Raw genomic sequence first — 23,296 nt, 5'->3', positions numbered from 1 at the left:
GTGGTTAATTGTCAATAAACGAGGAGAAGTGACAGTTTTTCGTGGTTTATTGAGGATAGAGATTGATTTAGTATCAAGCTCCATATCTAAAGTCTTTGCCCAGCAAGGAGTTCAGTGACCTGAATCCTTACATAAATCCTATACCTGATGAGTCGCAAACGCAATAAAAAATCGGTAATTAAAACCGTTCTACTTATCGGATTGAGCCTCACAACTGCCCTGTTGTGGGAAAACAGAAAAACCGCCAATTCAAATCCGCTAATACCGATCGCACCCGTTGAAAATCCCCCGCCAAACCTGCTGAAACCCCGAAAACTAAAAACACCCCCTTCTCCCTCGGTAACTCCCTCTCCCAAACCTCCCGAACAACCTTTAGTCTTCGCACCGCCCGCGCAATTTCGCAGCCAAATTGTTTATAAAGCCAGTATTAACAAATCAAAAGTTATCGCCCTGACATTTGACGATGGCCCTTCGCCTGAAACTTTGAAAATATTACAATACTCCGGACAGTTTTTAGGCAGCCAGAGTACCATAAGACAAGACTGAAGGAAGATTTGGATGATTTAAAATCAAATCCGGGTCTAAATCTAACTTATCAATAAAGGTAGAAAGTAGATGCTTATTGAATTCTAGGCGTTTATAAGAAGCCATTGAAAAGACAAACGACTTGGCAGATGAATGACAACTAGAAAGTTCATGTTTGGCTAAGTTTAAGGCAATTAGACTGGCATTAAAGTGAAAATCAAGCCGTGGTAAATGACGAGCTTGACAATCAGACAATCCCGTAAATTGCTTGGCATCACGAAAAATAAATTCAATCTGGAAACGAGCCTGATAATATTCAACAATTTGCTCAGGCAGTAAGTGAATATCAGTGCTAAATAATAAAGCATTTTTAATTTCTCCGTTGGCTTGAACCTCAGAGATACAAGCCAACCTAATTTGGCAATTTAAACAACAACTCCACACCACCAATGTATATAATGAAACTCCCGGTTTTAGGTCTTTAACAAAATTAAGACGGCTCAAATCATGGCAGTCAACCTTACCATCATATTTACGTGGAGCTCCCAGTTTCTTTTGTTCACCTGTATAAAGATAGCGTAGGTTAGCATCAACTCTTAACTTGCCAATAAAGTCTAAATTTAACTCCCGCACAGCATCCCAGAATTTAGAGCGGTAGTAATAGCCATCAGCGACCAAATAACGTACAGAATTTGGGAAGAAATAACGAGTATTCTTTAGATGTTGTGCATAGTCATCAACTCTTGTGATGTCAGGCGTTGAGCTTTGAGACTCCTGTTTTTTGCGAGATTTTTTTGACCCGCTATTCTTCGGTTTTTGTGGCAGTTTTTTCACCTTCTTTATTTGAGGGCGTGATGGAGTTTGTTGTACGCTCAAGCTATAAGATAAACGACTCTCAATTTCGACAATAGAAATTACAGAAATTTCCAACCCCTGTTCCGATTTCCCCGCTACACCATTATAAAAATAACCCTTACCGTCAGTTTTTTTGCCACTTTTTCTTAAAAAAGAACAATCGATAACGGCAATGACTGTGTGTTCAGGATTTAAGGCAGATTCGAGGAAATATTGATTAAATTGTGGAAAATTAAAGCTTTTGAGAAAGTGACGACGGTAGGTTTTTTCGCTCAAATAACTATAACGACTGAGATTCGTGAAGTTGACCAAACCAAAGGACCAGCAAAATAGTTGAGAATAAAGTGATTAAAAACTTCTTTTGGGGTTGACTAATCCCTGGCATTTGTTGTAAGATGGATTCAATAATCTTCATAAGGCAATCTGTTGAGCTTGTGTGTTTTTATAGCTTAACCTAAAAGAGTGCCTTTTTTTTTGTTTATTTTGGGTTCAGATAGCACTCAGTTTTTTCGCTTCTGTGCTTTATTGCGTAAGCATCCCTATTTAAAAACTGTCCGGAGTATTGATATTAGAAGTTTTGCACAAACATAACGCAGTAGCTACATTTTTCTGTTTGGGTGCAAATTTGCGGGAGTATCCAGAAATTGCGAAAAGAGTTGTGCAAGCGGGAAATGCGATCGGCAACCATACTTGGCATCACTATTCTCACAATGTTACGGAAAAAACAGCATCGGATGAAATAGATAATACTGGCGTTCATATTTATCGATCGACTGGGGCAAAAAGTTTCTTGTTTCGCCCCCCCGGCGGCCGCTTAAATAACGGTTTGGCAGATTACGCTAAAAAGAAAAATTATGTAGTGGTGATGTGGTCGATCGACCCTAAAGACTTTCTGCAACCTCCGGCCGCTGCGATCGCCCGTAGCGTGCTATCCCAAGCGACATCGGGGGCGATCGTATTGTTGCACGACGGCGGCGGAAATCGCCAGCAAACAGTCGAGGCGCTATCTGCAATTATTCCCCAACTCAAACAGCAGGGATATCGTTTTGTCACCGTACCGCAATTGCTGCAAATGCAAGCTGGACAAAAACAGCGAATTACCGATCAAAAATCTCCATAAACAGACATCTCACCAAAATTAACTTACTGGGAATTTCATCTGAGTTCATTTGCGTTAATCTACGGTTATAATTTCAAATTATGCTAAACTTATTAATAACAATAAAAGCCTTGCTTAATCATAATACAAAAAGTACAAGCAAGAAATATAAACCTCCGCTATCTAATCGATAACTTCGGCTTGCAGCGAGTTCGCAACAGCGAATTTTTCCGAGAATGGCAAGAAAACTTACCCGAAGTAACAGACTCAGAAAAACAATTGCTCGATCGCGTCCAAGACATATACTTCAACTTGGTAGACAACCCGCCTGTATTGGAAAATGCAGTCAAGCTAACAATCATCAGCCCCATTTTGTTTATTGCGGGTCTGTATGAGTCTCCTTTTCAAGTCAAAGCCGAAAAGTCGATCACCATTCAAGAGGAAGACGAAGGCAAAATCATCGAAGGCAGAATAGATATCCTAATTATGAAAGCAAACTTGTGGGTGACAGTAATTGAATCCAAACAACTTTCCTTTTCAACTGACGAAGCACTTGCCCAACTCCTGACATATATGCTCGCCGAGCCCGATCCAGAAACTCCTACTTTTGGGATGATTTCCACAGGTGCTAACTTCTCTTTTGTCAAGTTAGTCAGAGGGGAAACTCCCCAGTATGCCTTATCTCCCGAATTTGTAATCCGCAATCCCGGCAATGAATTGTACCGAGTTTTGCAGATTTTAAAACGCCTGAGTAAACTTTCAGACTAGCAATAAAAGCCATTTTGAGTTATCTTTCAAAGCAGACAATATCTAATATCTCAAATTTCAAACTGGTGCGAGCATGGTAAATTACTGGATAGTCGGCGCTGTGGCAATAGGTTCTGTCTGCTGGGCAGAAATAATACGAGACTTTTATCACGTCGTGTCCCATTATTGGGCACCCCTGCAAAAGCTGCACACTTGGCATCACCGCGTTTTCCGCCCGAATTTGACCCCTGTCAGCGAGACTATTTACAAGCAAGCACACTGGCGTCACGACGTGCCCGAAGGTGCGGCGATGATGGTTTTAGGCTTGTTGCTGTGGCTTGTAGCTTATTTTGGGCTGCCGGAATACCACTGGGGTGCAGCAGCGGGTTGTATTTATACTTTAGGCTTTTTGTTGAGCGCGATCGCCCGCGGGTGCGGCATCAAAGGCGCAGACGAATTAACCGACATCACCCACCAACCGGGAGACTTCCTGACTCCCCCTGGCAAGTGGTTAGTTAATAAACCTTATCACTGGCGGCATCACTTCGACAATCAAAATGCTTACTATTGCGGTACTTTCACCTTAATAGATAAACTTATGGGTACAGCACTTTCTCTCAAAGGCAAAACTGTAGCCGTCACCGGTGCATCGGGAACTTTAGGGCGTTTGCTACTCAAACACCTGCACAAAGCTGGTGCAAAAGTGATCGCCCTCTCCTCTGGAAATGAGGAAATTACTTTGAATTTAGACGGCGAAAGTTTACCTATAAAAACCGTAACTTGGCAAGCTGGCCAAGAGGCAGACTTAGCCCTATTGTTAGAAAAAATCGATATTCTCGTCATCAATCACGGGATTAACGTACAGCGAGAAAGAACAGGAGAGGCGATCGCCAACTCATACGAAATTAACACTTTTTCCGCGTGGCGGCTGATGGAACTCTTTTTCTTAACAGTTCGCACTAACGAAAACATCGCTTGCAAAGAAGTCTGGATCAACACTTCCGAAGCAGAAGTAATTCCCGCTGTCAGTCCCCTGTACGAACTCAGCAAACGCGCCCTGGGAGATTTAGTCACCCTGCGCCGGCTGGACGCGCCCTGCATCGTTCGCAAACTGATTTTAGGGCCGTTTAAAAGCAATTTAAACCCGATCGGCATCCTGTCTCCTGACTGGGTAGCGCAGCAAATTGTCAAACAAGCTAAAGCCGATGCGCGCAATATCATCGTGACAATTAATCCTTTGACTTTTATCGTTTTCCCAGTTAAAGAATTCTTTGTTTCTCTCTATTTCCAAATCTTCAGCCGAAAGGCTATTCCAGAGATTAAAGCAGCGGCGGCCTCGGAAAAATCTAGCGTTGAATCTAAGATTAATTAATCAACCAAAACCGGGTTTCCGCAGGGGCGGCGGCTGTGACTGTCCGCCCTCCTGCTAAATTCCACAAAACTAAAGCGTTTCTCGCATCGTCACGAGTAAGCTGACGCCCGCACTCCCACAGTCGCAAACCTACTCTTCTAACTCATTGGGCCAAAACGGTTGGGGGGGACTGGAATCGAGAGCTGTTTCGGGCCCCATTCCCAACAGGGTTATGCTTACTGATACAAATTATTAAGTATTTTTACTAGCTACTGTCTCTCCTGAGTTACTTCTATCCGCAATAGGGCGTTGGTGAATCAGGGTATGATGAAGCTAAAAGGCGATCGCCGACAACAAAAATGATTTTTTTGATTTTGAGCAGGAAGAGGAATATCTCCAAATTTTAGATAGTGAATTAATAATCGGATTGAAGACCTTAACATTTGTTCAGATTTAGAATAACAAAGAGTTTTTCGTTTCAAACGAGCTATCCGGGTGCCTTAATCTTGTATTCTCACCCTCAACTTGGGTCATATAGGTTTTAGGCGTTGCTGATTCACGGTATGAATCAACTTTTCGCTTGATGTTACAAAAGGCTTTTCAGGATTTCTGGTGAAAACGGTAGTGTTAGCCTCTGGCTCACGCAGGCTTTCGGATCTTTCCCACGAGAAGTTTTATTTTTATTATCCGCTAAAACTCACCAGAGTCGGGGCTTTAGCAATCCTTACTCGCAGTTTACCGCCAGTGTGCCATCTGCTACACCGATTTTTGGGAAGATCCGGAATTTGACGGGGTTGTCACCCCGTGAACCCATACCGTGTTTACTTTTCCAACTGATTCACCAAGCCCTGAGTATAAAGACTGATTGCTGTGTCATCTATCTATAGTATGATGTTTTTATCCCATCGCACTTAATCAAGAAGCCAGAAAGCATCAAGATTATCGTCACCAACTCTATAGTAGACGAATAAATTGGCTGTTCTCAATAGCTGGTGGAAACGGTAGTGTGAGCCTCTGGCTTACACAGGCTTTCGGGCCTTTCCTACGCGAAGTTTTATTTTTACTATGGGCTAAAACTCAGGAGAGCCTTACAAAACTCACCCTCAAGCGGGCTTATAGCAATGCCGAAATATTGAATTCATACCTGTATTCAGCAACACCTCTTTTCATACGTTGTCCGAGGCAGGCAAAAGTTTGGCGATCGGGATCTTCAGGATGCGTCTTTCGATCGAATCTACCTTTTCAAAAGGAAAAACTAAAATGCCAAGATCACTTGAAATCTTCGGCGATGGTCGCTTGTACGAAATAAAAGACGACCTAGCCGTTAAAGTCACGGAGACAAATGGGCAAGTAAAAGCATTAATCGATGCTTTAAAGTTCAGCGTAGCTAAAACATACAACATTCATCCTCCAGACGAACAACCGCCTGATGTGGTAGAACGCAGAGGTTCAAAGCATCTTAATGAAGAAGGCTTTAAGCTTTTGACTACGTTTGAAGGATGTGAGCTGACTGCTTATGATGATGGCGGTGGAGTTTGGACAATTGGTTACGGACACACTGGCGACGATGTTTTTCCCGGACTGACGATTAGCCAAACGCAAGCAGAAGAATTGCTGCGCCTAGATTTAGAAAAATTTGAATCCTTTGTTGAGGATGCCGTTGAAGTTCAGCTTAATGAAAATCAGTTTTCTGCACTGGTTTGTTTCTGCTTCAACGTGGGGCCAGGAGGTTTTGGAGATTCAACTCTTCTGAGGCTTTTGAACGAGGGAAATTATCAAGGAGGTGCTAATCAGTTTCCTCGCTGGAATAAGGTAAATGGTGAACCCTGGCTAGGGCTGACACGCCGACGATTGGCTGAACGATCGCTGTTTTTGGGAAAACCCTGGCAGTCATTCTTAACCTATGAAGGAACAGGCGAAGAAGTAACAGGGGAAACAATCTCAGAAGTACCTCGCACATTGAAACTCACCGAACCCATGATGCAAGGTGAGGAGGTTCGTCGAGTACAAAAAGCTTTGAAAGCAGCAGGAATCAATCTTGAACCTGATGGATTCTTTGGCAATGATACTGACAAGGCAGTGAGGCAGTTTCAGCAGCAGAAAGGGCTAGCGGCGGATGGTGTTGTAGGTGCCCAAACACGAAAAGAATTGGGACTATAACATCGATTGTGTAACCAAATTCAAACAAATTGGAGAAAACCATGACTGACTCAAGCGATCTTCTCTTTAATCAACCTGTAATTGTCGAGGCCTGTGAAGAATTTGTCGAACGGGATCGGTTGGGAATTAAAGGCAGTTTCCCCGGATTGCTCCAAGATGCGCCCATGTCTTCGACTGCTGTGGTAAACGGCTTATCCCAGCAGTTGATCTATCAACTGCAACTGATTGTACCCGATGCCTTTGTCAGTTTTGATGACCTGAATGTAGATTTGCTGGAGGCAGCCTTTCCCTACGTACAAACCCCAGCCAAACAGGCACTCCAGAGAGCGATTCAAGATCGAGGTCAAAAAATGGAAGTCAACTCTGCCTACCGCACGATCGCTCAGCAAATGCTGCTGTATAACGATCGCTTCAACAATCCTAATCCTGTAGCTCCACCGGGAGCCAGCAACCACCAAACTGGATTAGCGATCGACATTGAAGATGCAAGAGGCTGGGAACCTTATTTGATGCAATATGGCTGGAATCCATTACCAGGCGATCCGCCTCACTTCGACTACCAAGGCGGCGGCACGATCGACCTTCGCAGTCAATCAATACTTGCTTTTCAGCAACTTTGGAATCTGAATTATCCTAATCAAAAGATTACCGAAGATGGCGGTTTTGGCCCTCAAACCGAGAATGCCCTTAATCGTTCTCCTGCTCCAGGGTTTTCTAAAGCGCCGTGGGATGGCAAACCCAGAACGTTGCGCTTGGCGATCCCGCGAATGGAAGGCTCGGATGTACTCAAGCTTCAGGAAAGCTTGAAGAAAGCTGGGATTGTAGTTGGGGCTGATGGTGAATTTGGGCCAGCCACAGATAAAGCCGTCAAGGAATTTCAGCAGAAGAAGGGTTTGAAGCCAGACGGAATTGTCGGAACCAGCACTCGCCAACAACTGGGTTGAGCTGTTCGCGATCGAGTTAACAAAATCTTGAGCTGAAGAATAGGTTGCTGAATGGGCAGAGTTTTCTGAAGAGCTATAACTTACGGCTCTAGAACTCTGCCGATCTGCAACTCTCTGAGTTAAATACGGATGCTGGAGTGATGAGGTAAAAATGGCTGACCAACCCGATCGACCACTGAATTTTTACGCCTTATTAATAGGTATTGACTACTACCTACCCAATCGGTTGTACAAGAGTCTTAAAGGAGCCGTGCGTGACATTAACCTTGTAGCAAGCTACCTGTCCGAGACACTGAAGATTCCATCCGAACGGATTTTCAAGCTGACTTCTCCGAATCCTGAAGTCGCTGAAACGATCGCAACCAAAGACCCGGAACCAACTTATGCAAACATTGTGGCAAAGTTTGATGCTATTACAGAAATAGCTCAGCCGGGAGAGCAGGTTTACATTCACTATTCTGGACATGGAGGACGGACGACAACCATCTATCCAGAATTGAAGGGGGATGACCAACTCGATGAGGGAATTGTGCCAAGAGATGTTGGCAACGAATCTGGGCGCTACCTGCGGGATGTGGAATTGGCTACACTGTTGAAGCGGATGACGGACAAAGGGTTGATTGTCACGCTTGTCTTGGATAGCTGCCATTCTGGAGAAGCAACTAGAGGCGACGATGTTGCAATTCGAGGTGCTGGAGAAACCGATACAGCATCGCGAGACTCTGAAAGCTTGGTTGCCCAGCGACAAGAGTTGATCGCAAACTGGCAGGCTTTGACTGATGGAAGTCCTGCAAGTATTACCCCCGGGCAGTGGCTTCCTCAACCTAGAGATTACGTTTTGCTAGCTGCCTGTCGTCCTAGCGAGTATGCTTACGAGTATGCGGTGAGTGGTAAGGAGCGACATGGGGCGCTGACGTACTGGATGATCGATACGTTAACCAGTAGCCCTTCAGGATTGACGTACAAAACATTGCACGATCGCGTCAGTGCGAAAATTCAAAGCAAGTTTCCTCAGATGCCAATGTTGGTGGGCGAGAGCGATCGCTTTGTCTTCGGAGTTGAGCGCGGATCTTTACAATATGCCATCAACGTGCTTGAGGTAATTGAGGCAGAGGTAACAGAGGCAGACTCAGAACCGAAGAAAGTCGTCAAGCAAGTTCGGCTGAATGCGGGGATGGCAAACGGTCTGAGTCCAGGTTATCGTTTCGCAATCTATGCGTTTGGCACGACAGATTTTACCCAGAAAAATAAGCAATTGGCGATCGTTGAAATTGCCAAAGTTGGTGCTTCTGATGCCTGGGCAGATGTAATTGAAGTGCTACGTCAGGACAAGATTGACCAAGGTTCTCAGGCAGTGATGCTGTCAGCCCCTGTCGATTTGGTACGGGGAGTACGCCTTTTCAAAAAAGAGGTTGGTGAGAAAGACAATGAACTGCCTCAAGCAATTGCGGACAAGCAAGATAATGCACTCTCAGCAGTTAAGGAAGCATTGGCAGGAAATGGGTGGTTGAAACTGGCGGATGCACAACAAAAGGAAGATTATCAAGTTGCGGTTAATCAAAAAGGGGAGTATGAGATTTGCACTGGTACACCGATCGAAAACCTCACACCTGCACTAAAGATTGACGACTCTGATGCTCCGCAACAAGTAGTGAAGCGATTGGTACACTTAGTAAAATATCAGGCGATTCAACAGTTGAGCAATCAATTTTCTGATTTGACGAGCAAATTAGAGGTGGAATTACTCACACAACAAAACTGGCGACCAGGGATGTCTAAAAAACCGCAGCCGTTTCCCGATCCGACTAATCTAGTTGTTAAATCGGGTGAGTACGCATTCTTGCGAATTAAGAATACTTCCTCTCAAGTTTTGAATGTTGCTGTGCTGGATCTCGAATCAAACTGGGCGGTTTCTCGCCTCCAACTCCAAATACCAGAGGCGATTTTTTATCCATTCAATCCCAATCAAGAAATGTTAATTCCGCTTGAAATCAAGCTACCGGATACTGGTAAATATTCCAAAGGAGCCGAAACCTTGAAAGTTTTTGCGACTGTCAGACCGAATGATTTTCGTTGGCTGGAGTTGCCCTCACTTGATGAAGAAATTGAGAAAAAGGCAGAGAAACTCTCTCGCGGCGATAATCCGCTGGGACAACTTCTGGCTGCGATCGGTGCTGATGTTGATACTCAACCAGAAATTCCCAGTTTTAAAGCAACAGCGATTTTCGATCCGAGTCAGGAATGGACAACGAAGGAGATTAAAATCACAATAGCGCGATAGGTGTTTGGTAAATTGGGCTATTCACCAGATTAGAACGGTTCGACTGCGCTCACCGACCACAGATTACTGCTTCTTGGTATGAGTTCTATGTTGAGTTCTGGAATAGCCCTCAAATTATCAGAGGAGGTTGCTTTGTATGTCCGAATTTCAACACAGCTACGCTCTAATTATTGGCATTAACGACTACAAAAACGGCATCTCTGCACTCAAAACAGCCGTCAGCGATGCGACAGAAATTGCCCGTATCCTCGAAACCGAGCATGATTACACCGTTACTCTGCTTCTGAATCAAGCAGCTACCCTCAGCCAACTTCGGCAGGTATTAGAGATAGAACTGCAAAAAAAAATTCAGGCAGGCGATCGCTTTCTCTTCTACTTCGCTGGACATGGGATTGCCCTCAATGGTGAGGATGGCCCTGAAGGCTATCTGATTCCTCAAAACGCTAAGTTGGGCAATGTTAGCACTTACCTGCCGATGTCACAGGTGAATAAAGCCTTGCTTCAGCTTCCCTGCCGTCACTTTTTAGGCATTCTCGACTGTTGTTTTGCGGGTGCTTTTCGCTGGTCAAGCCTACGCAAAGCGATTCCTGTTGAACTGGTTACGATCCACAAAGAACGGTACGATCGCTTCATTCAAGACCCCGCATGGCAAGTTCTTACTTCGGCTTCCCATGACCAAACTGCACTGGATGCTTTTAACCTCAAAGACGATCGCGGACAAATTGGAAGCCATTCACCGTTTGCCTCTGCCTTGATAGAAGCACTTGAGGGTAAAGCCGATGCTTTTCCACCAGCCGAACCCGGTAAGCCAGCCGGGGATGGTGTAATTACGGCATCTGAACTCTATGTGTATTTGCGCGATCGTGTGGAAATTGCCACAGAAGCCCGTGCCATCCGCCAGACGCCAGGGATTCATTGCCTCAACAAACACGACAAAGGCGAGTACATTTTCCTGACACCAGGACACGCCCTGAATCTACCGCCCGCACCACCATTGGATGTTTCCAAAAATCCCTATCGTGGCTTGTTACCATTTGAAGAGGAACACAACAAACTGTTTTTCGGTAGAAACGAACTAATAGAAAAGTTACAAAATATTGTCCAAACTAATTCTCTAACAGTGGTTTTGGGTGCTTCGGGTTGTGGTAAATCCAGTTTGGTAAAAGCCGGATTAATCCCCAAATTGAAACAGCAAAAAAGCGACAAATGGTGTATTCTATCACCAATACGCCCCGGAGCAACACCTTTTCAAGCCTTGAATAATGCGCTGATTGATGCCCAATTACCCAAAATTGAATTACAAAATCAACAAAAAACTCTGAGTCAAAGTATTGCGGTTTGGGCTAAAAATCATCCCGATTCCCATTTATTAATCTTTATAGATAAAAGCGAAGAAATAATTACACTCTGTCAAGATGAGGATGAGCGCCCGGAATTTTTCCAACAAATACTTACAGCAATTGATGCCCATCGGGATAAATTACGAGTAGTGTTAAGCCTACGTTCTGACTTTGAAACCCAAGTCAGAGATGCTGGCTTAAAGTGTTTCCCCACAGTCCTTAAAAAAGAAGTAGGAAACACTGACACTGAGCTTAAAAAGCGTTGGCTCAACGGACAATTTATTGTACCAGCGATGACACGAGCCGAACTACGGGAAGCGATTGAGAAACCCGCTGAAGCACGGGTCATGTATTTTCAACCCCACGATTTAGTAGAACAATTAATTAATGAAGTGGCAGATATGCCGGGAGCATTGCCACTGCTTTCTTTCGCGTTGAGCGAACTTTATCAGAAGTATTTAAAGCGACAACGGGATGCACAAAATCGAGGAATAACAATTGGCAGGGCGCTGACTCAAGAAGATTATCAAGCTTTGGGAGGAGTCATCCAATCGCTAACTCAAAGAGCTGATGAGGAATATCAGGCGCTAGTTCAAGAAAATCCAGCTTATAGCCAAGTTATCCGTCATGTAATGCTGCGGATGGTAGCCCTGGCTGGGGGTGAATTAGCGCGCAGACAAGTCCCGTTATCGGAATTGGAATATCCGCCAGATAAAAATAGTTTAGTTAAGAAAGTAATTGAGCATTTTAGCACAGCCAGGTTGTTAGTGAAAGGGCAAGATGCAGAGGGAAGTCCCTACGTGGAACCAGCCCATGATGCTTTGGTGCGGGCTTGGCAAAAGCTGCTGAATTGGGTAAAAGAGGAGAAAGATTTAGCACTGCAAAGGCGTTTAACTCCATCCGCTTTAGAGTGGAACGCTGGGCAACACGCCAAGTTTCTTTGGAATGCTAATCCCTATTTGGATGTATTGAATAAGGAGGTACTCAACTCCCCTGATAATAATTGGTTAAACCAGGTAGAAACTGAGTTTGTGCAGTACAGTTTGCAAAAAAGGCGAAACAGTCAGCGTAGTTTGGTTGCCACTGTGACTGGAGTCATTCTTTCTCTAAGTGGATTTGCCATTTTTGCTGGATATCAGTGGAGACAAGCAGAAATAGGACTAATTGAGGCTTTAATGCAATCTTCAAAAGCTAATTTCACGGCGAATAAAAATTCTTTTGATGCCCTGATTGATGCACTGAGAGCTAATAAGCGTTTGCAACAATTACCTTGGGGCAGCACAGACCAAAAACTCCAGACTAATGTTCTCACAACTCTGGCGCAATCCGCGAGCTGGGTAAGGGAGGAAAACCGCTTGCAAGGGCATCAAAATACTGTTCAGAATATTAGTTTTAGCCCGGATGGTCAAATGTTTGCTACAGCTAGCTACGATCGCACAGTTAAGTTGTGGCGACGGGATGGAAGTCTAGTCAAAACTTTGTCAGGACATACAGACGCGGTGATGAGCGTCAGTTTTAGTCCTGATGCGAAGATGATTGCTTCCGGCAGTCTAGATGGAACAGTCAGACTTTGGGACAGCAACGGCAAGCTGATACGGGTTATTCATGCTCATAAAAATGATTGGGTGATGAGTATCAGTTTTAGTCCAGATGGAAAAACAATCGCTACTGCCAGTGATGATAAAACCGTAAAACTCTGGCGGTTGGACGGTCAATTGATTGGTACCCTTAAAGGACATAAACACTGGGTATGGCAAGTGGGTTTTAGTCCTAGTGGCGATCGGATTATCACAGTCAGTGATGATAAAACCGTAAAACTGTGGAATCGGGATGGCAAGACTCTAATCAAGACTCTCACCAACCACTCTCAGCCTGTTGTAAGTGTAGATTTTAGTAGTGACGGTCAGATTTTTACCACTAGTAGCCTAGATGGAACCGTCAAGATATGGAGTCGAGAGGGGCAACATTTAAATACCCTTTCGCATTCTGGAGAGGTATGGAGCGTTAGTATCAGTCGAGATGGACAAACCATTGCTTCTAGCACTCAGGATGGAATCCTAAGACTATGGGCGCAAGATGGCAGATTACTGGATACTTGGGTAGGCCATAACGGGCCCATTTCCTGTGTTACTTTTAGTCCAGATGGAAAGACGCTGGCAACTGTAGGTAACGATAACATCACGAAGCTTTGGCAGATCGATCGAAACTGGTTAACTGTTTTGTTTGGACATCAAAAAGAGGTGAATTCGCTTCAATTTAGCCCAGATGGTAAACGGATTGCCAGTGCAAGCTCTGATGGAAAAGTGAGGATATGGAATCGAGAAGCTAAGCTACTTTTGACTCTGAAAGCAGACAACAGTAAGGTGAATGCCGTTAGCTTTAGTCCTGATGGAAACACGATTGCTAGTGGCAGCGACGACGGCACAATCAAGATTTGGGGTCTAGATGGGCAACTCCAGAGAACACTGAAAAGGCATCAAGATCAGGTCATATCTGTTAACTTCAGTCGTGACGGACAGACAATTGCCTCTGCGAGTGCTGATGGAACCGCAAAACTTTGGAGTTTGGAAGGTAAAAGACCGATCACGCTAAAAGGACATAAGAAGAGAGTGTTGAGTGTGGCTGTTAGCCCTGATGGACAAACCATTGCCACTGCTGGTGATGACACAACGGTAAAATTGTGGACTTCTAGGGGGCAAGAATTCCGAACACTGAAAGGACATACAGATGTAATTTGGTCTGTTAATTTTAGTCCTGATGGAACCAGGATCGTTACTGCTAGTGATGACCAGACAATCAAACTTTGGCACCGAGATGGAAGGTTAATCACCACACTGAACGGACATACTGCTGCAGTGCTTGATGCCAGTTTTAGTCCTGATGGAAAAACGATCGCCTCTGCGAGTATGGATCGGACAATAAAGCTTTGGCAACCGGATGGAACGTTAATCACCTCCCTGAGCGGACATACTGCGGGGGTGTATGCGGTGAATTTCAGTCCCGATAGCAAATGGTTAGCCTCTGCCGGGGCAGATCGAGTTGTTTTGCTATGGAAGGTGTCAGATATGACTTTTCAGGGGTTGTTAAAGAAAGGATGCAACCATATCCACAATTACTTGCAAACTCAACCAAAAAAATTAAAAGAATTATGTAATTGATCTCAGTTTTGCAAGTTAACTATTAAGTTAACTCCCGTTTATGTATGTAAAAATACAGTACTTTTGCTGGGTTTGTAGGTACGCAAAGCCGGGTTTCTTGAAAAAAACAAGTTTGTGGGCAAGAAACCTGAAGAAACCCGGTTTCTGGGCGGTACTTCATAAAAGAACAATTTGCTGTATGTGTTGGATTCTCCCCACTATTTATTTTAGTTTCCGCCTCCTTGGTTGCGGTTTTCACCTTTTTTAGGCTAACCTTCTACTTCGTTGTGGCTTCCGCCTCATTTAGGCTGACCTTGCTCCCGTCCCTTACCTAAACTGGAATTCTTGGTTGTGGTTCCGCCTCCTCCAAGCTGACCGAGCTCAAGTTCATCTTCTCCGATTGCAGACTTCGGTAGATTTTTCTCCCAAGTCTCACAAATTCCAGTAGCCAGGTACTTGGAAACTTTTTTGATAATGAGAGTTGCCAGAAGAGTAGCAACAGCAGGAGCTAACCCAACTCCATTGACTAAAACAGGAGCCAACATCCCAGCCGCTTTGGTATAGTTCTGATTTATTGTTTCATCTAAAATCTTCCGAGTCTCTGCATCGTCTCCTCCGATGGGTTTGCACATAAGTTCGTAAACTAACGGGTTTACGCGATCGACAAGCTGCCGACCAGCATCTAAAAATCTTGGATCGATCGATGCTCTAGCCGCAAAGTTCACATCAATAGATTCCAAGGAAGCTGGGTCTATCCCTCTTGCTCCACGTCCAGCAACATCATCCTCTATGGCTTGTACGCGAGAGCCTAGCTGAGCTTCCAATACATCATCATCAAGCTCCCACAAACTTGCCACAATGGCTTCAACTTCTGTCATTTCTACTTATCTCCAGGCTTTAGTTAACAAGAGAGTTACTGATTATTCTGGGGATATAAAAAAATCTCCCGAAACCAATCAAGGTAGTTTAACCAAAATATAGTGATATTTCAAAAATCTCAACTATTCTTATCATTTTTTGATTGAGCGACTATCTCTCTGGAGATGAGCCGTGTTCGCGACTAATATCATTCCGGGTGTGCCGGAATGATATTACCCAACAAAAGAAGCCGGGGGTAGCACGCGAGATCCTTTTACCTTTAATTAGAACGACCTACTTAATTACTAACCTCAGCCATTTCAATCACGCGACCGTCGTAATCCTTGACTAAAAAATTTAGCGGCTTTTCCCGGCGAATTTTATAACTAATGCCGCGAGTTTGTACCCTCATCAATAGCTGATCCAAACATTCGCGATCGAAACAAACGTGACGCGGGCGATTTTTTTCCCCTACACCGGCCCCGCTAATAATGTGCAGTTGGGTATTTTTCATCAACTGATACCACAAACCATCCGGACTCCCCATCGTTTGAGAGGTTGTTGCCCTCCCGACATTCGGCGATAAATACAGCGGATCGATACCAGTTGTCCCCAAAGTTTGCTCGTAATTGTAGTAGTAGTGCAGCGGCACTTCTGCTACGGGCAGGTTTAGCATACCTTCATAGAACTCCCTCGCCTGTCCGAGATCGGATACCATCACCGTGTGTACCTTCGGAGCACTGGTGAGAAACATCCACATCGCCCCCGCATAAGCGGCCAGCAGCATCACCATAATCCCTTGAGTCGAAAACAAGCTGTCCAGGGACGGCAAAAAAGAGCTCAGGTACAAAGGCCGAAGTCCAAAAGCAATAAAACTAACTGCTAGAGTCATGAATTATAAGAAAGGGTAAACAACGAAATTTATCAAGATTGCAGTCGCGATCGCCCGCGAGACTTAAACTATTAGCTTAGCCATCTATGTTAGCAAAAACTAGCGGTTAAGCCCTACCCGATGAAAGTCTTTGTCTACGGCACACTCAAACCGGGGGAGTCCAACTACCTCCGCTACTGCGAAGGAAAAGTTGTGAATGCTTACCCCGCGATCGCCCGCGGTCAACTTTTTGCGCTGCCGATCGGCTATCCTGCGATGATGGCCGGAGAGGGCATCGTCTGCGGTTTTCTCCTCTGTTTCGCAAACTCTGCTATTTTGGACGATTTAGACCGATTGGAAGACTATCATCCGCTGCGGGAACCGACACAAAACGAATACCAGCGGCAGGAAATCGAAATCTTCGATCGACACCTCAAACCTTTAGGCACGGCTTGGGCATACTTCATGTTACCCGATCGCGTTCGTTCCCTAGGAGGCATCTGGCTGCCCGATGGGACGTGGGAAAATAGGTTTTTCACCAAATAAGGTCGTTAATGCCGATGAGCTTAGGAAATTGCCATTGCAGTGCACGAGGGTGGCTCGAACCTGTAACCGTAACCCCGAATAGTTTTAATAAACTGCGACCCCGTAGCATCAACTTCAATCATTTTCTTGCGAATCTGAGCGATATGTACGCTAACAAGTTGCTTTTCTCCTGTGTCGTGGCAGTTCCACCCCCAGATTTTTTCAATTAGCTGTTGGCGACTCCAAGATTGACCGGAATGACTTGCCAAAAAATACAATATCTTAAATTCCAAGGCTGTTAACTTGATAATGCGATCGTTGAGTGTTGCTTCCCGGCGCGCTGAATCGATCGCGAATTGATCGAATACAATACGTGATGAAGTCACAGGTCTCATCCGTCTCAACACAACTTCTATACGAATTGCCAACTCCGCCAAACCAAAGGGTTTGCAGATATAGTCATCAGCACCTGCAGACAGGACTTTAAGTTTATCAGCTTCGTCGGTGCGGCTGCTTAGCATAATCACAAAAACATTAGTACGGCGCTGCATTTCCTGGCAGAGGTGATAGCCTGTAGTATCCGGCAAATTCCAATCGAGAATTACTAGCACAGGCTTGAATTTCTCAAACAATGTTAAAGCCGTCTCGCCATCTGCTGCCGAATCTACTTGATATTTCTGATTTAAAAAGCGATGAACTAGATTGCGGATGGATGCGTCATCATCCACAACGAGAATCTTGGGAGTAGTATCAGTAGTCATCACAAAAAAGTTTCTTTCTTTTGTCAATTTCAACCGGGCAATTACAGCACAGCTTTAGTGAAGCAAAAATCCCAGGTCTTTCCAACTAATACAGACTTTTTTGGGGCAATTCTTCTCTCAACTTCGCTTGAATGTCAAAAGGCTCTCCCCAATCCCAAATTTTTACTTCTAGGTGTTCGTTAAATACCATTATTTCAAGCTCTATCGGAGTTTCTAATGGCAGATTTTTGTGAGCGTGGCGAACAGCATTCGTAAACCCTTCAATCACAGCAAGTTTACACTGATGCAAAACGACTAGGGGAATTGGTAGAGGATCTAGCTGTTCAACCCAGGATAAAACTTGAGCAACAGCCTTGATATCCGTATTTACTTCAAGCCTAAATTGGTGAAGTGGTTGGTTAGAACTTGGCTCGTGTTGGGGAACTCGTTGCTTTTGAAACCCGAAATTAAAGCTGGTTAAAACATCGATCGCGCGCTTAAAAAAACCATCTTCAATGCTGCGTTGGGATGGTACTAGACCAGGCTGCTGATAATATTTTACAATGAACAGACAGTTCCGACCGTCAGAAGTGCGGGTATAACTTAGCTCATCGGCAATTTTGCCAATAATTTTTATACCTATCCCACCTGACGGAATTTCATCTATGTTATCTATCATGGTGCTATCCTTTGTCATCATTTAATGTGTACTTTTTTACCTAAAAAAGACAGTGGCATTCTGAACGATTAAGTTTGCATGATTTATGCCTGACTTTTCCCGTAGGCCGTGCAGTTGTTGTCCCGATCATTTTCTCTTTTTTGATCGGGTCTTGACAAACTCAGTTTGCGATCGCTAAACTGATCGAAAACTGACATTGACAATTAGATAAGTAAATTATACAATGACCACCCTCAAAGCCTCTGAGGAGGGATTAGTAAAAATTAAGCAAGCTAGAAGAGAAAGGGGCTCGACTATAGAAGACCCCAGATGGCTAGTAGAAGCTAGTCAAAAATTAGAGCCCGATCGAACTTGGACAGAGGCCGGGCCCTATGCCGATGGCCTCTCCCTGCCAACTTGGAGGCGCTTTTTAGGAGGAAGAGAACCCATTAAAGCTAATGCTTTCAAGGCTTTCTGCAGGGTTTTGCATTTGGATTGGGAAGAAATTGTCGATCGTCCTCCTTTAGCCCCCCCTTACCAAGAGGGGGTTGGGGGGGTTAGAGATTTTTGCCAACAGGATATTGATTCGGTGGTGGAAGAGATACGGCAAAAATGCCACAGCAAAATCCAACAGCTTTACAGCAAAATGCAACTGTTGGATATTGCACAGCCCGTTGATGTCAGCAACCTCTACGTTGAACTCAACATTTTGGAGGAAATTACCAGTTGGCAGCCGGGAGAAATTAGCGATTTACTCAGAGAGTTCAACCCAGATGCGGATAACTTTAACCGCTTGGGATTAGGTAAAATATGCCAGAAACGAGTACCAGGATTGGATGCGGTGAAATCTCACTCTAAACTGATGGTACTCGGCAAACCCGGTTCCGGTAAAACTACTTTTTTGAAACACATTGCCATTCAGTGCGATCGCTCTGAATTTGAAGCAAACAAAATACCGATTTTTATCTCTCTGAAAACCTTTGCTGAAATCGCTAATCTTGACTTATTAGAATATATCAGCGACGAATTTGCCAGTTGCGGAGTTGAGGCGCGATCGCAAACTGAATTCGTACTCAGTCAAGGCAGAGGCTTGATTTTATTGGACGGCTTAGATGAAGTGCCAGAATCAGATAGCGATGCAGTCGTCAGACAGATTCGTAAGTTTGTCCAAAAGTATTACAACAATCAGTTTATTATTACCTGTCGAATTGCCGCTTCTAAGTACAGATTTCACGACGCAGGATTTACCAATGTTGAGGTAGCCGATTTTAATAATAAGCAAATCGCTGCCTTTGCTCGCAATTGGTTTGTGGCTTTTTCCCAGAATATCGAGGCAGGGAAAGGTTTAGCCTCTCAATTTGTAGAGAAGCTGAAACTGCCAAAAAATCAGCAAATCCGAGAACTGGCAGTAACGCCGATCTTGTTGAATCTGACTTGTTTAGTATTCCAAGCCAAAGCAGATTTCCCATCCAACCGAGCCAATTTGTATGAGGAAGGATTGGAAATTATGCTCAGAAAATGGGATGAAACTAGAGGCATTCAACGGGATGAAGTTTATCGCTATTTAAATTTGTGCCGCAAGAAACATTTACTTGCTTTTGTGGCAGCTATTACTTTTGAGCGGGGCGATTACTTTTTTGAAAAAAATCAAATCCAGCAATTGATTGCCGACTATCTGGCTAACTTACCCGATGCCACAACTGACCCGGTTCAGTTGGAGAGCCATAGTGAGGTTGTGCTGAAGGCGATCGAGGCACAACATGGATTATTAGTGGAAAGGGCAAGAGGAATTTATTCGTTTTCTCATCTAACATTCCAAGAGTATTTTACTGCTACAGAAATAGTTAACAACTCCACTCCACAAGCTTTGGGAAAACTGGTCAGCAACCTGACAGAGAAGCGTTGGCGAGAAGTCTTGTTTTTAGCAGTTGGGATGTTGCAAAAAGCTGATGACTTGTTACTATCAATGAAACAGCAAGTTGATGGGATGGTTGCTGACGATGAGCAGTTACAGCAGTTCCTAGTGTGGGTAAGAAATAAATCTTTTTCCATTAAGGCTCCCTATAAACCATCAGCTATCCGCGCTTTTTATCTGGGTCGAGAGGTAGAGCGCGTTAGTAACCCTCGTTCGGACTTGAATTTTGACCTAAGTTTGATCCGTATTCTTGCTTATGCCATTGACCATACTTTTAAACCACCCCTTGAACTTTTTTTCTTGGACTTTACTTCTTATTATGACAATGAACGTGACTCTGGCTTGGCTACTGAACGCCACTCTGACTTGGCTACTGATATTGTTCTTGATGTTGCAATGTTTTATGCAATTGACCTTAATATTGCCTATACTTATGCTGCTGGTTCAGGTCGCAATCTTCTCTCTATCCTCGCCTTTACTCTCAATTTAAATCTGGAACCAGAATTGAAGCAATCTCTGCAACAAGTCAGAGACCAACTATATGATTCAGCATATACAAACAGAGTACAGGAGTGGTGGAGAAGCGAGCGGGAGTGGTGGAATGCTAAAGGTAAAGATTGGACTCAGCAATTAATAAATCTGATGATTAAGTATCGCAATATAGGTCACGATTGGCAATTTAGCGAACAGCAGAAGTCATTGCTGAGGAAGTATTACGATGCTAATAAATTGCTGGTAGATTGCCTCAATAGCGGTTGTAATGTATCTCCTGCTGTGCGGCAGGAAATTGAGGAGACATTGCTATTACCGATCGCAAATCTGCAAAAAACCGATGACAAGTGCGTGAAGCGAAGCTATCCCGTAGGGAATCGCCCCGTCTAATTCCACTCGCTACCTACTAGGATATTAAGATGCGATCGCCCCACAATTCGTCATTCAAAGCCAGGAAAGCGTCAAAGGATATATCCACCTTGAAAAACTGGGAAAAACGGCAAAAAGCCCCCTTTTTTAGGGAGCTTAGCAACTTTCGTTATTGCTCAAAACAGAAATCCTACTGCGCCTTTAGCAATTACTTTTGAGGGGTTGCTACACCAACTTTGGGAATATCCATGATCGGTGCATTCACCCCAAGCATCAAATCATTGGGATTAACCATCTCCACCAGAGGCTCGTTTAAAGCCATAATCAAACCGTCTGATTCAGCAGGAACGGGCGATCGAGCAAACTGAGGAGCAAACAATTGGCGATCGCCACCGACACCAGACACCACCGCAACCAACAAAGCTGCGATCGCACCTCCACCCACAATCCAAGTTTTTTTCGGCTTGCGTTCCACCCGCTGCAAAACCTTCGTCGCCAACTCCTCGGCAGATTGTTCCGCAGCAGGCACCGGCATTGCCTGAAAACTCTGCTGCATCATCAGCAGTCGCGAGTACAAACGCTTCGTAGTGGGGTCATTTGTCAGCCACTCCTCAACTTGCCGGCGTTCTGTCGCCGTCACTTCACCGTCGAGATAGGCACTTAGCAATTCAAAGCGATCGCGCATCATAGTAGTTACATTGCCCTGGGCATAATTGTTGTTAACTTCAGTTTCAGCGAGTGAATCCCCTACGCCTTGCTGATGCTGATTTTTATCGGATTCAAAGTTACCATTCATATTTCACACTTGCTCTAATTGGGGAATCACGCACTCGCTATTAGAATGATTTACTGCTTACTTATATTTTAAAAGAGAAGTTTTGATGTCACAGCAAACTTCACCAAATCTTCTTAACCCGCCTCTGAAATTACTCTTGCTAATTACCATCGAGATATTTTTGCAATTCCAACTGCAATCTTTGGCGAGCTCTAGCAATTCTCGACTTGACAGTTCCCAGAGAAACTCCGGTCATTTCGGCTATTTCCTCATAGGCTAAACCTTCTATTTCTCTCAAAACAATTGTTGTGCGGAATACTTCCGGCAAATCTGCGATCGCCACCCGCAACTGGTCGTAAAATTCTCTAGTCGTCAAATCTTCATCAGGCCCCGGACTGTCGGCCGGAATTTCCCAATCAACCTCGCCATCTTCCAGGGTACGGGGTACGTCGAGCGACAGCGGAGTTCGCACCCGCTTGCGCTTCCGCAACTCATCGTAAAACAAATTAGTGGCGATGCGGCTCAGCCAGCCCCGAAATTTAACAGGCTCTTGCAAGCGGTTAATATTGCGGTAGACCCGAATCCACACTTCCTGAGCCAAGTCTGCTCGGTCTTGCCAGTCAGGGGCCAAGTGATAGAGAACCCTGTCTACGTGGGACTGATACCGCTTCAACAGTTCTGAAAAGGCCGTGGTCTCAGGTCGATTTCCTTCCTGACACCGCAACACCAAGTCATAATTAGAGAGTTTTTCGGCTGGCAATTGCACTCTTTGAACGGTCGCCACAACCGCAGACCAGGACACGGAAATAAAGTCGCTCATCGGTGGAATTGGCTCATCGAACATTCCACACTTTTTGACGTTACGAGATCGTAACAAGTTCCCCTCTTCAATCTCAAATCTCAAATCGATTGACTAATGCCCGACAACCTCGCAGGCTCCAATACTAACCCAACTGCTAGAACCATCGGCCCAATGTTCCTTTTTCCAAATCGGTACATTGTGTTTGAGCGTATCTATGGCGTACTGACAAGCTGCAAATGCCTCCCCTCGGTGGGGACAGCCAACAGCCACCAGTACGCTGATTTCGCCCACCTGCAAGTGTCCGACGCGGTGGTGAATGACGACCCGATTGACATCGGCCCACTGGCGGCGGATTTCAGTAGCAATTTGTTGGAATACTCGCACGGCCATCGGTTCGTAGGCTTGATATTCTAGGGAAACTACAGCTTGACCGTCAGTTTGGTTGCGGACTGTACCGCTCATCATTACCACGGCTCCGTTCGCGGGGTCATCTGCCAAAGCGTATATTTCCTCTACAGACAGCGGCGCTAAGGTAATGGCGAAGCTGTCGGATTCATGGCGTTGAGGAATTGTGCCGATCGAAAGTGCAGCGAAGGAGTTCATTGCCAAAGAAGTGGTGCTGGATAAGTTAATTGATCTTGACACAAATCAAGTCGCGATGGATTTGTCTTGCATTCTTGTCGGGGACACAGGGAGACTAATTTTTAGACCCATCTCGTAGCACGGGCAAGGGCCCAACGCCATCGCCCCGAACTTCTGCACCAGTGCGATCGGCTACACTATGACTGACTCGAAGCAAATTAAGACCGTGCTTGAATACGAGCCGGATGCTTGTTATATCGAATTAACTGC

Annotated in this window: 18 protein-coding genes and 1 pseudogene; 10 read left to right on the top strand and 9 right to left on the bottom strand. The window is 44.8% G+C overall.

Annotated elements, in window-relative coordinates:
* The first annotated feature begins 147 nt into the window (after nucleotides 1-147).
* Nucleotides 148-546, top strand: coding sequence for a hypothetical protein (locus QUB06_RS07260; RefSeq protein ID WP_333434719.1), 399 nt, complete (start codon nucleotides 148-150; stop codon nucleotides 544-546).
* Here the strand turns inward: QUB06_RS07260 and QUB06_RS07255 are convergent.
* A complete protein-coding gene (locus QUB06_RS07255) occupies nucleotides 514-1,656 on the bottom strand; it encodes a transposase (protein WP_333434718.1) in 1,143 nt (380 codons plus the stop codon). The two genes, QUB06_RS07260 and QUB06_RS07255, sit on opposite strands and share 33 nt — an antisense overlap.
* Before the next feature lie 286 nt (nucleotides 1,657-1,942).
* Here QUB06_RS07255 and QUB06_RS07250 point away from each other — a divergent pair, with 286 nt between their 5' ends.
* The 3 genes from QUB06_RS07250 (at nucleotide 1,943) to QUB06_RS07240 (ending at nucleotide 4,598) form a co-directional block, all read left to right on the top strand.
* Complete coding sequence (locus tag QUB06_RS07250) at nucleotides 1,943-2,500, top strand: polysaccharide deacetylase family protein (RefSeq protein ID WP_333434717.1); 558 nt, start codon at nucleotides 1,943-1,945, stop codon at nucleotides 2,498-2,500.
* Between the two features lie 120 nt (nucleotides 2,501-2,620).
* Entirely contained in the window at nucleotides 2,621-3,247 is a 627-nt protein-coding gene (locus tag QUB06_RS07245) for a restriction endonuclease subunit R (protein ID WP_333434754.1), read from the top strand.
* A 73-nt stretch (nucleotides 3,248-3,320) separates the two neighbouring features.
* The gene (locus QUB06_RS07240; RefSeq protein ID WP_333434716.1) at nucleotides 3,321-4,598 is read left to right on the top strand and encodes a bifunctional sterol desaturase/short chain dehydrogenase; all 1,278 of its coding nucleotides are present in this window, start codon (nucleotides 3,321-3,323) and stop codon (nucleotides 4,596-4,598) included.
* Nucleotides 4,599-4,894: 296 nt separating this feature from the next.
* Here the strand turns inward: QUB06_RS07240 and QUB06_RS07235 are convergent.
* Nucleotides 4,895-5,120 (bottom strand): annotated as a pseudogene (locus QUB06_RS07235) (IS1 family transposase); the annotation flags it as partial.
* 717 nt (nucleotides 5,121-5,837) lie between these two features.
* Between QUB06_RS07235 and QUB06_RS07230 the strand changes: the two are divergent.
* From QUB06_RS07230 to QUB06_RS07215, 4 genes are all read left to right on the top strand, one after another.
* Nucleotides 5,838-6,737, top strand: a complete 900-nt coding sequence (locus QUB06_RS07230) for a glycoside hydrolase family protein (RefSeq protein WP_333434715.1) — start codon at nucleotides 5,838-5,840, stop codon at nucleotides 6,735-6,737.
* A gap of 41 nt (nucleotides 6,738-6,778) precedes the next feature.
* A complete protein-coding gene (locus QUB06_RS07225) occupies nucleotides 6,779-7,681 on the top strand; it encodes a peptidoglycan-binding protein (protein WP_333434714.1) in 903 nt (300 codons plus the stop codon).
* A gap of 151 nt (nucleotides 7,682-7,832) precedes the next feature.
* The gene (locus tag QUB06_RS07220) at nucleotides 7,833-9,962 is read left to right on the top strand and encodes a caspase family protein (RefSeq protein WP_333434713.1); all 2,130 of its coding nucleotides are present in this window, start codon (nucleotides 7,833-7,835) and stop codon (nucleotides 9,960-9,962) included.
* Nucleotides 9,963-10,098: 136 nt separating this feature from the next.
* Entirely contained in the window at nucleotides 10,099-14,460 is a 4,362-nt protein-coding gene (locus QUB06_RS07215; RefSeq protein WP_333434712.1) for an nSTAND1 domain-containing NTPase, read from the top strand.
* Nucleotides 14,461-14,738: 278 nt separating this feature from the next.
* Here the strand turns inward: QUB06_RS07215 and QUB06_RS07210 are convergent, their stop codons facing one another.
* The gene (locus tag QUB06_RS07210; RefSeq protein ID WP_333434711.1) at nucleotides 14,739-15,317 is read right to left on the bottom strand and encodes a hypothetical protein; all 579 of its coding nucleotides are present in this window, start codon (nucleotides 15,315-15,317) and stop codon (nucleotides 14,739-14,741) included.
* Nucleotides 15,318-15,595: 278 nt separating this feature from the next.
* A complete protein-coding gene (locus QUB06_RS07205) occupies nucleotides 15,596-16,189 on the bottom strand; it encodes a glyoxalase-like domain protein (RefSeq protein ID WP_333410194.1) in 594 nt (197 codons plus the stop codon).
* Nucleotides 16,190-16,309: 120 nt separating this feature from the next.
* Here QUB06_RS07205 and QUB06_RS07200 point away from each other — a divergent pair, with 120 nt between their 5' ends.
* Entirely contained in the window at nucleotides 16,310-16,714 is a 405-nt protein-coding gene (locus QUB06_RS07200; RefSeq protein ID WP_333434710.1) for a gamma-glutamylcyclotransferase, read from the top strand.
* A 20-nt stretch (nucleotides 16,715-16,734) separates the two neighbouring features.
* Here QUB06_RS07200 and QUB06_RS07195 read toward each other — a convergent pair whose 3' ends face one another.
* Complete coding sequence (locus QUB06_RS07195; protein WP_333434709.1) at nucleotides 16,735-17,454, bottom strand: response regulator transcription factor; 720 nt, start codon at nucleotides 17,452-17,454, stop codon at nucleotides 16,735-16,737.
* Nucleotides 17,455-17,539: 85 nt separating this feature from the next.
* Complete coding sequence (locus QUB06_RS07190; RefSeq protein WP_333108358.1) at nucleotides 17,540-18,112, bottom strand: ATP-binding protein; 573 nt, start codon at nucleotides 18,110-18,112, stop codon at nucleotides 17,540-17,542.
* A gap of 223 nt (nucleotides 18,113-18,335) precedes the next feature.
* Here QUB06_RS07190 and QUB06_RS07185 point away from each other — a divergent pair, with 223 nt between their 5' ends.
* Nucleotides 18,336-20,888 carry an NACHT domain-containing NTPase gene (locus tag QUB06_RS07185; protein ID WP_333434708.1) on the top strand — a complete coding sequence of 851 codons (2,553 nt, stop codon included), beginning with the start codon at nucleotides 18,336-18,338 and terminating at the stop codon, nucleotides 20,886-20,888.
* Nucleotides 20,889-21,075: 187 nt separating this feature from the next.
* On the opposite strand, the gene QUB06_RS07180 is transcribed toward QUB06_RS07185, so the two are convergent.
* From QUB06_RS07180 to QUB06_RS07170, 3 genes are all read right to left on the bottom strand, one after another.
* Nucleotides 21,076-21,663 carry a zf-HC2 domain-containing protein gene (locus QUB06_RS07180; protein ID WP_333434707.1) on the bottom strand — a complete coding sequence of 196 codons (588 nt, stop codon included), beginning with the start codon at nucleotides 21,661-21,663 and terminating at the stop codon, nucleotides 21,076-21,078.
* Nucleotides 21,664-21,802: 139 nt separating this feature from the next.
* A complete protein-coding gene (locus tag QUB06_RS07175; protein ID WP_041622468.1) occupies nucleotides 21,803-22,462 on the bottom strand; it encodes a sigma-70 family RNA polymerase sigma factor in 660 nt (219 codons plus the stop codon).
* 93 nt (nucleotides 22,463-22,555) lie between these two features.
* Nucleotides 22,556-23,047 (bottom strand): molybdenum cofactor biosynthesis protein MoaE, encoded by a 492-nt coding sequence (locus tag QUB06_RS07170; protein ID WP_333434753.1) that lies wholly within the window; start codon nucleotides 23,045-23,047, stop codon nucleotides 22,556-22,558.
* Between the last annotated feature and the right edge of the window lie 249 nt (nucleotides 23,048-23,296).

This window comes from Microcoleus sp. D2_18a_D3 (genome assembly GCF_036702455.1).
In the GTDB taxonomy this organism is placed as follows: domain Bacteria; phylum Cyanobacteriota; class Cyanobacteriia; order Cyanobacteriales; family Microcoleaceae; genus Microcoleus.
This window is presented reverse-complemented; position numbering and strand designations above follow the sequence as displayed.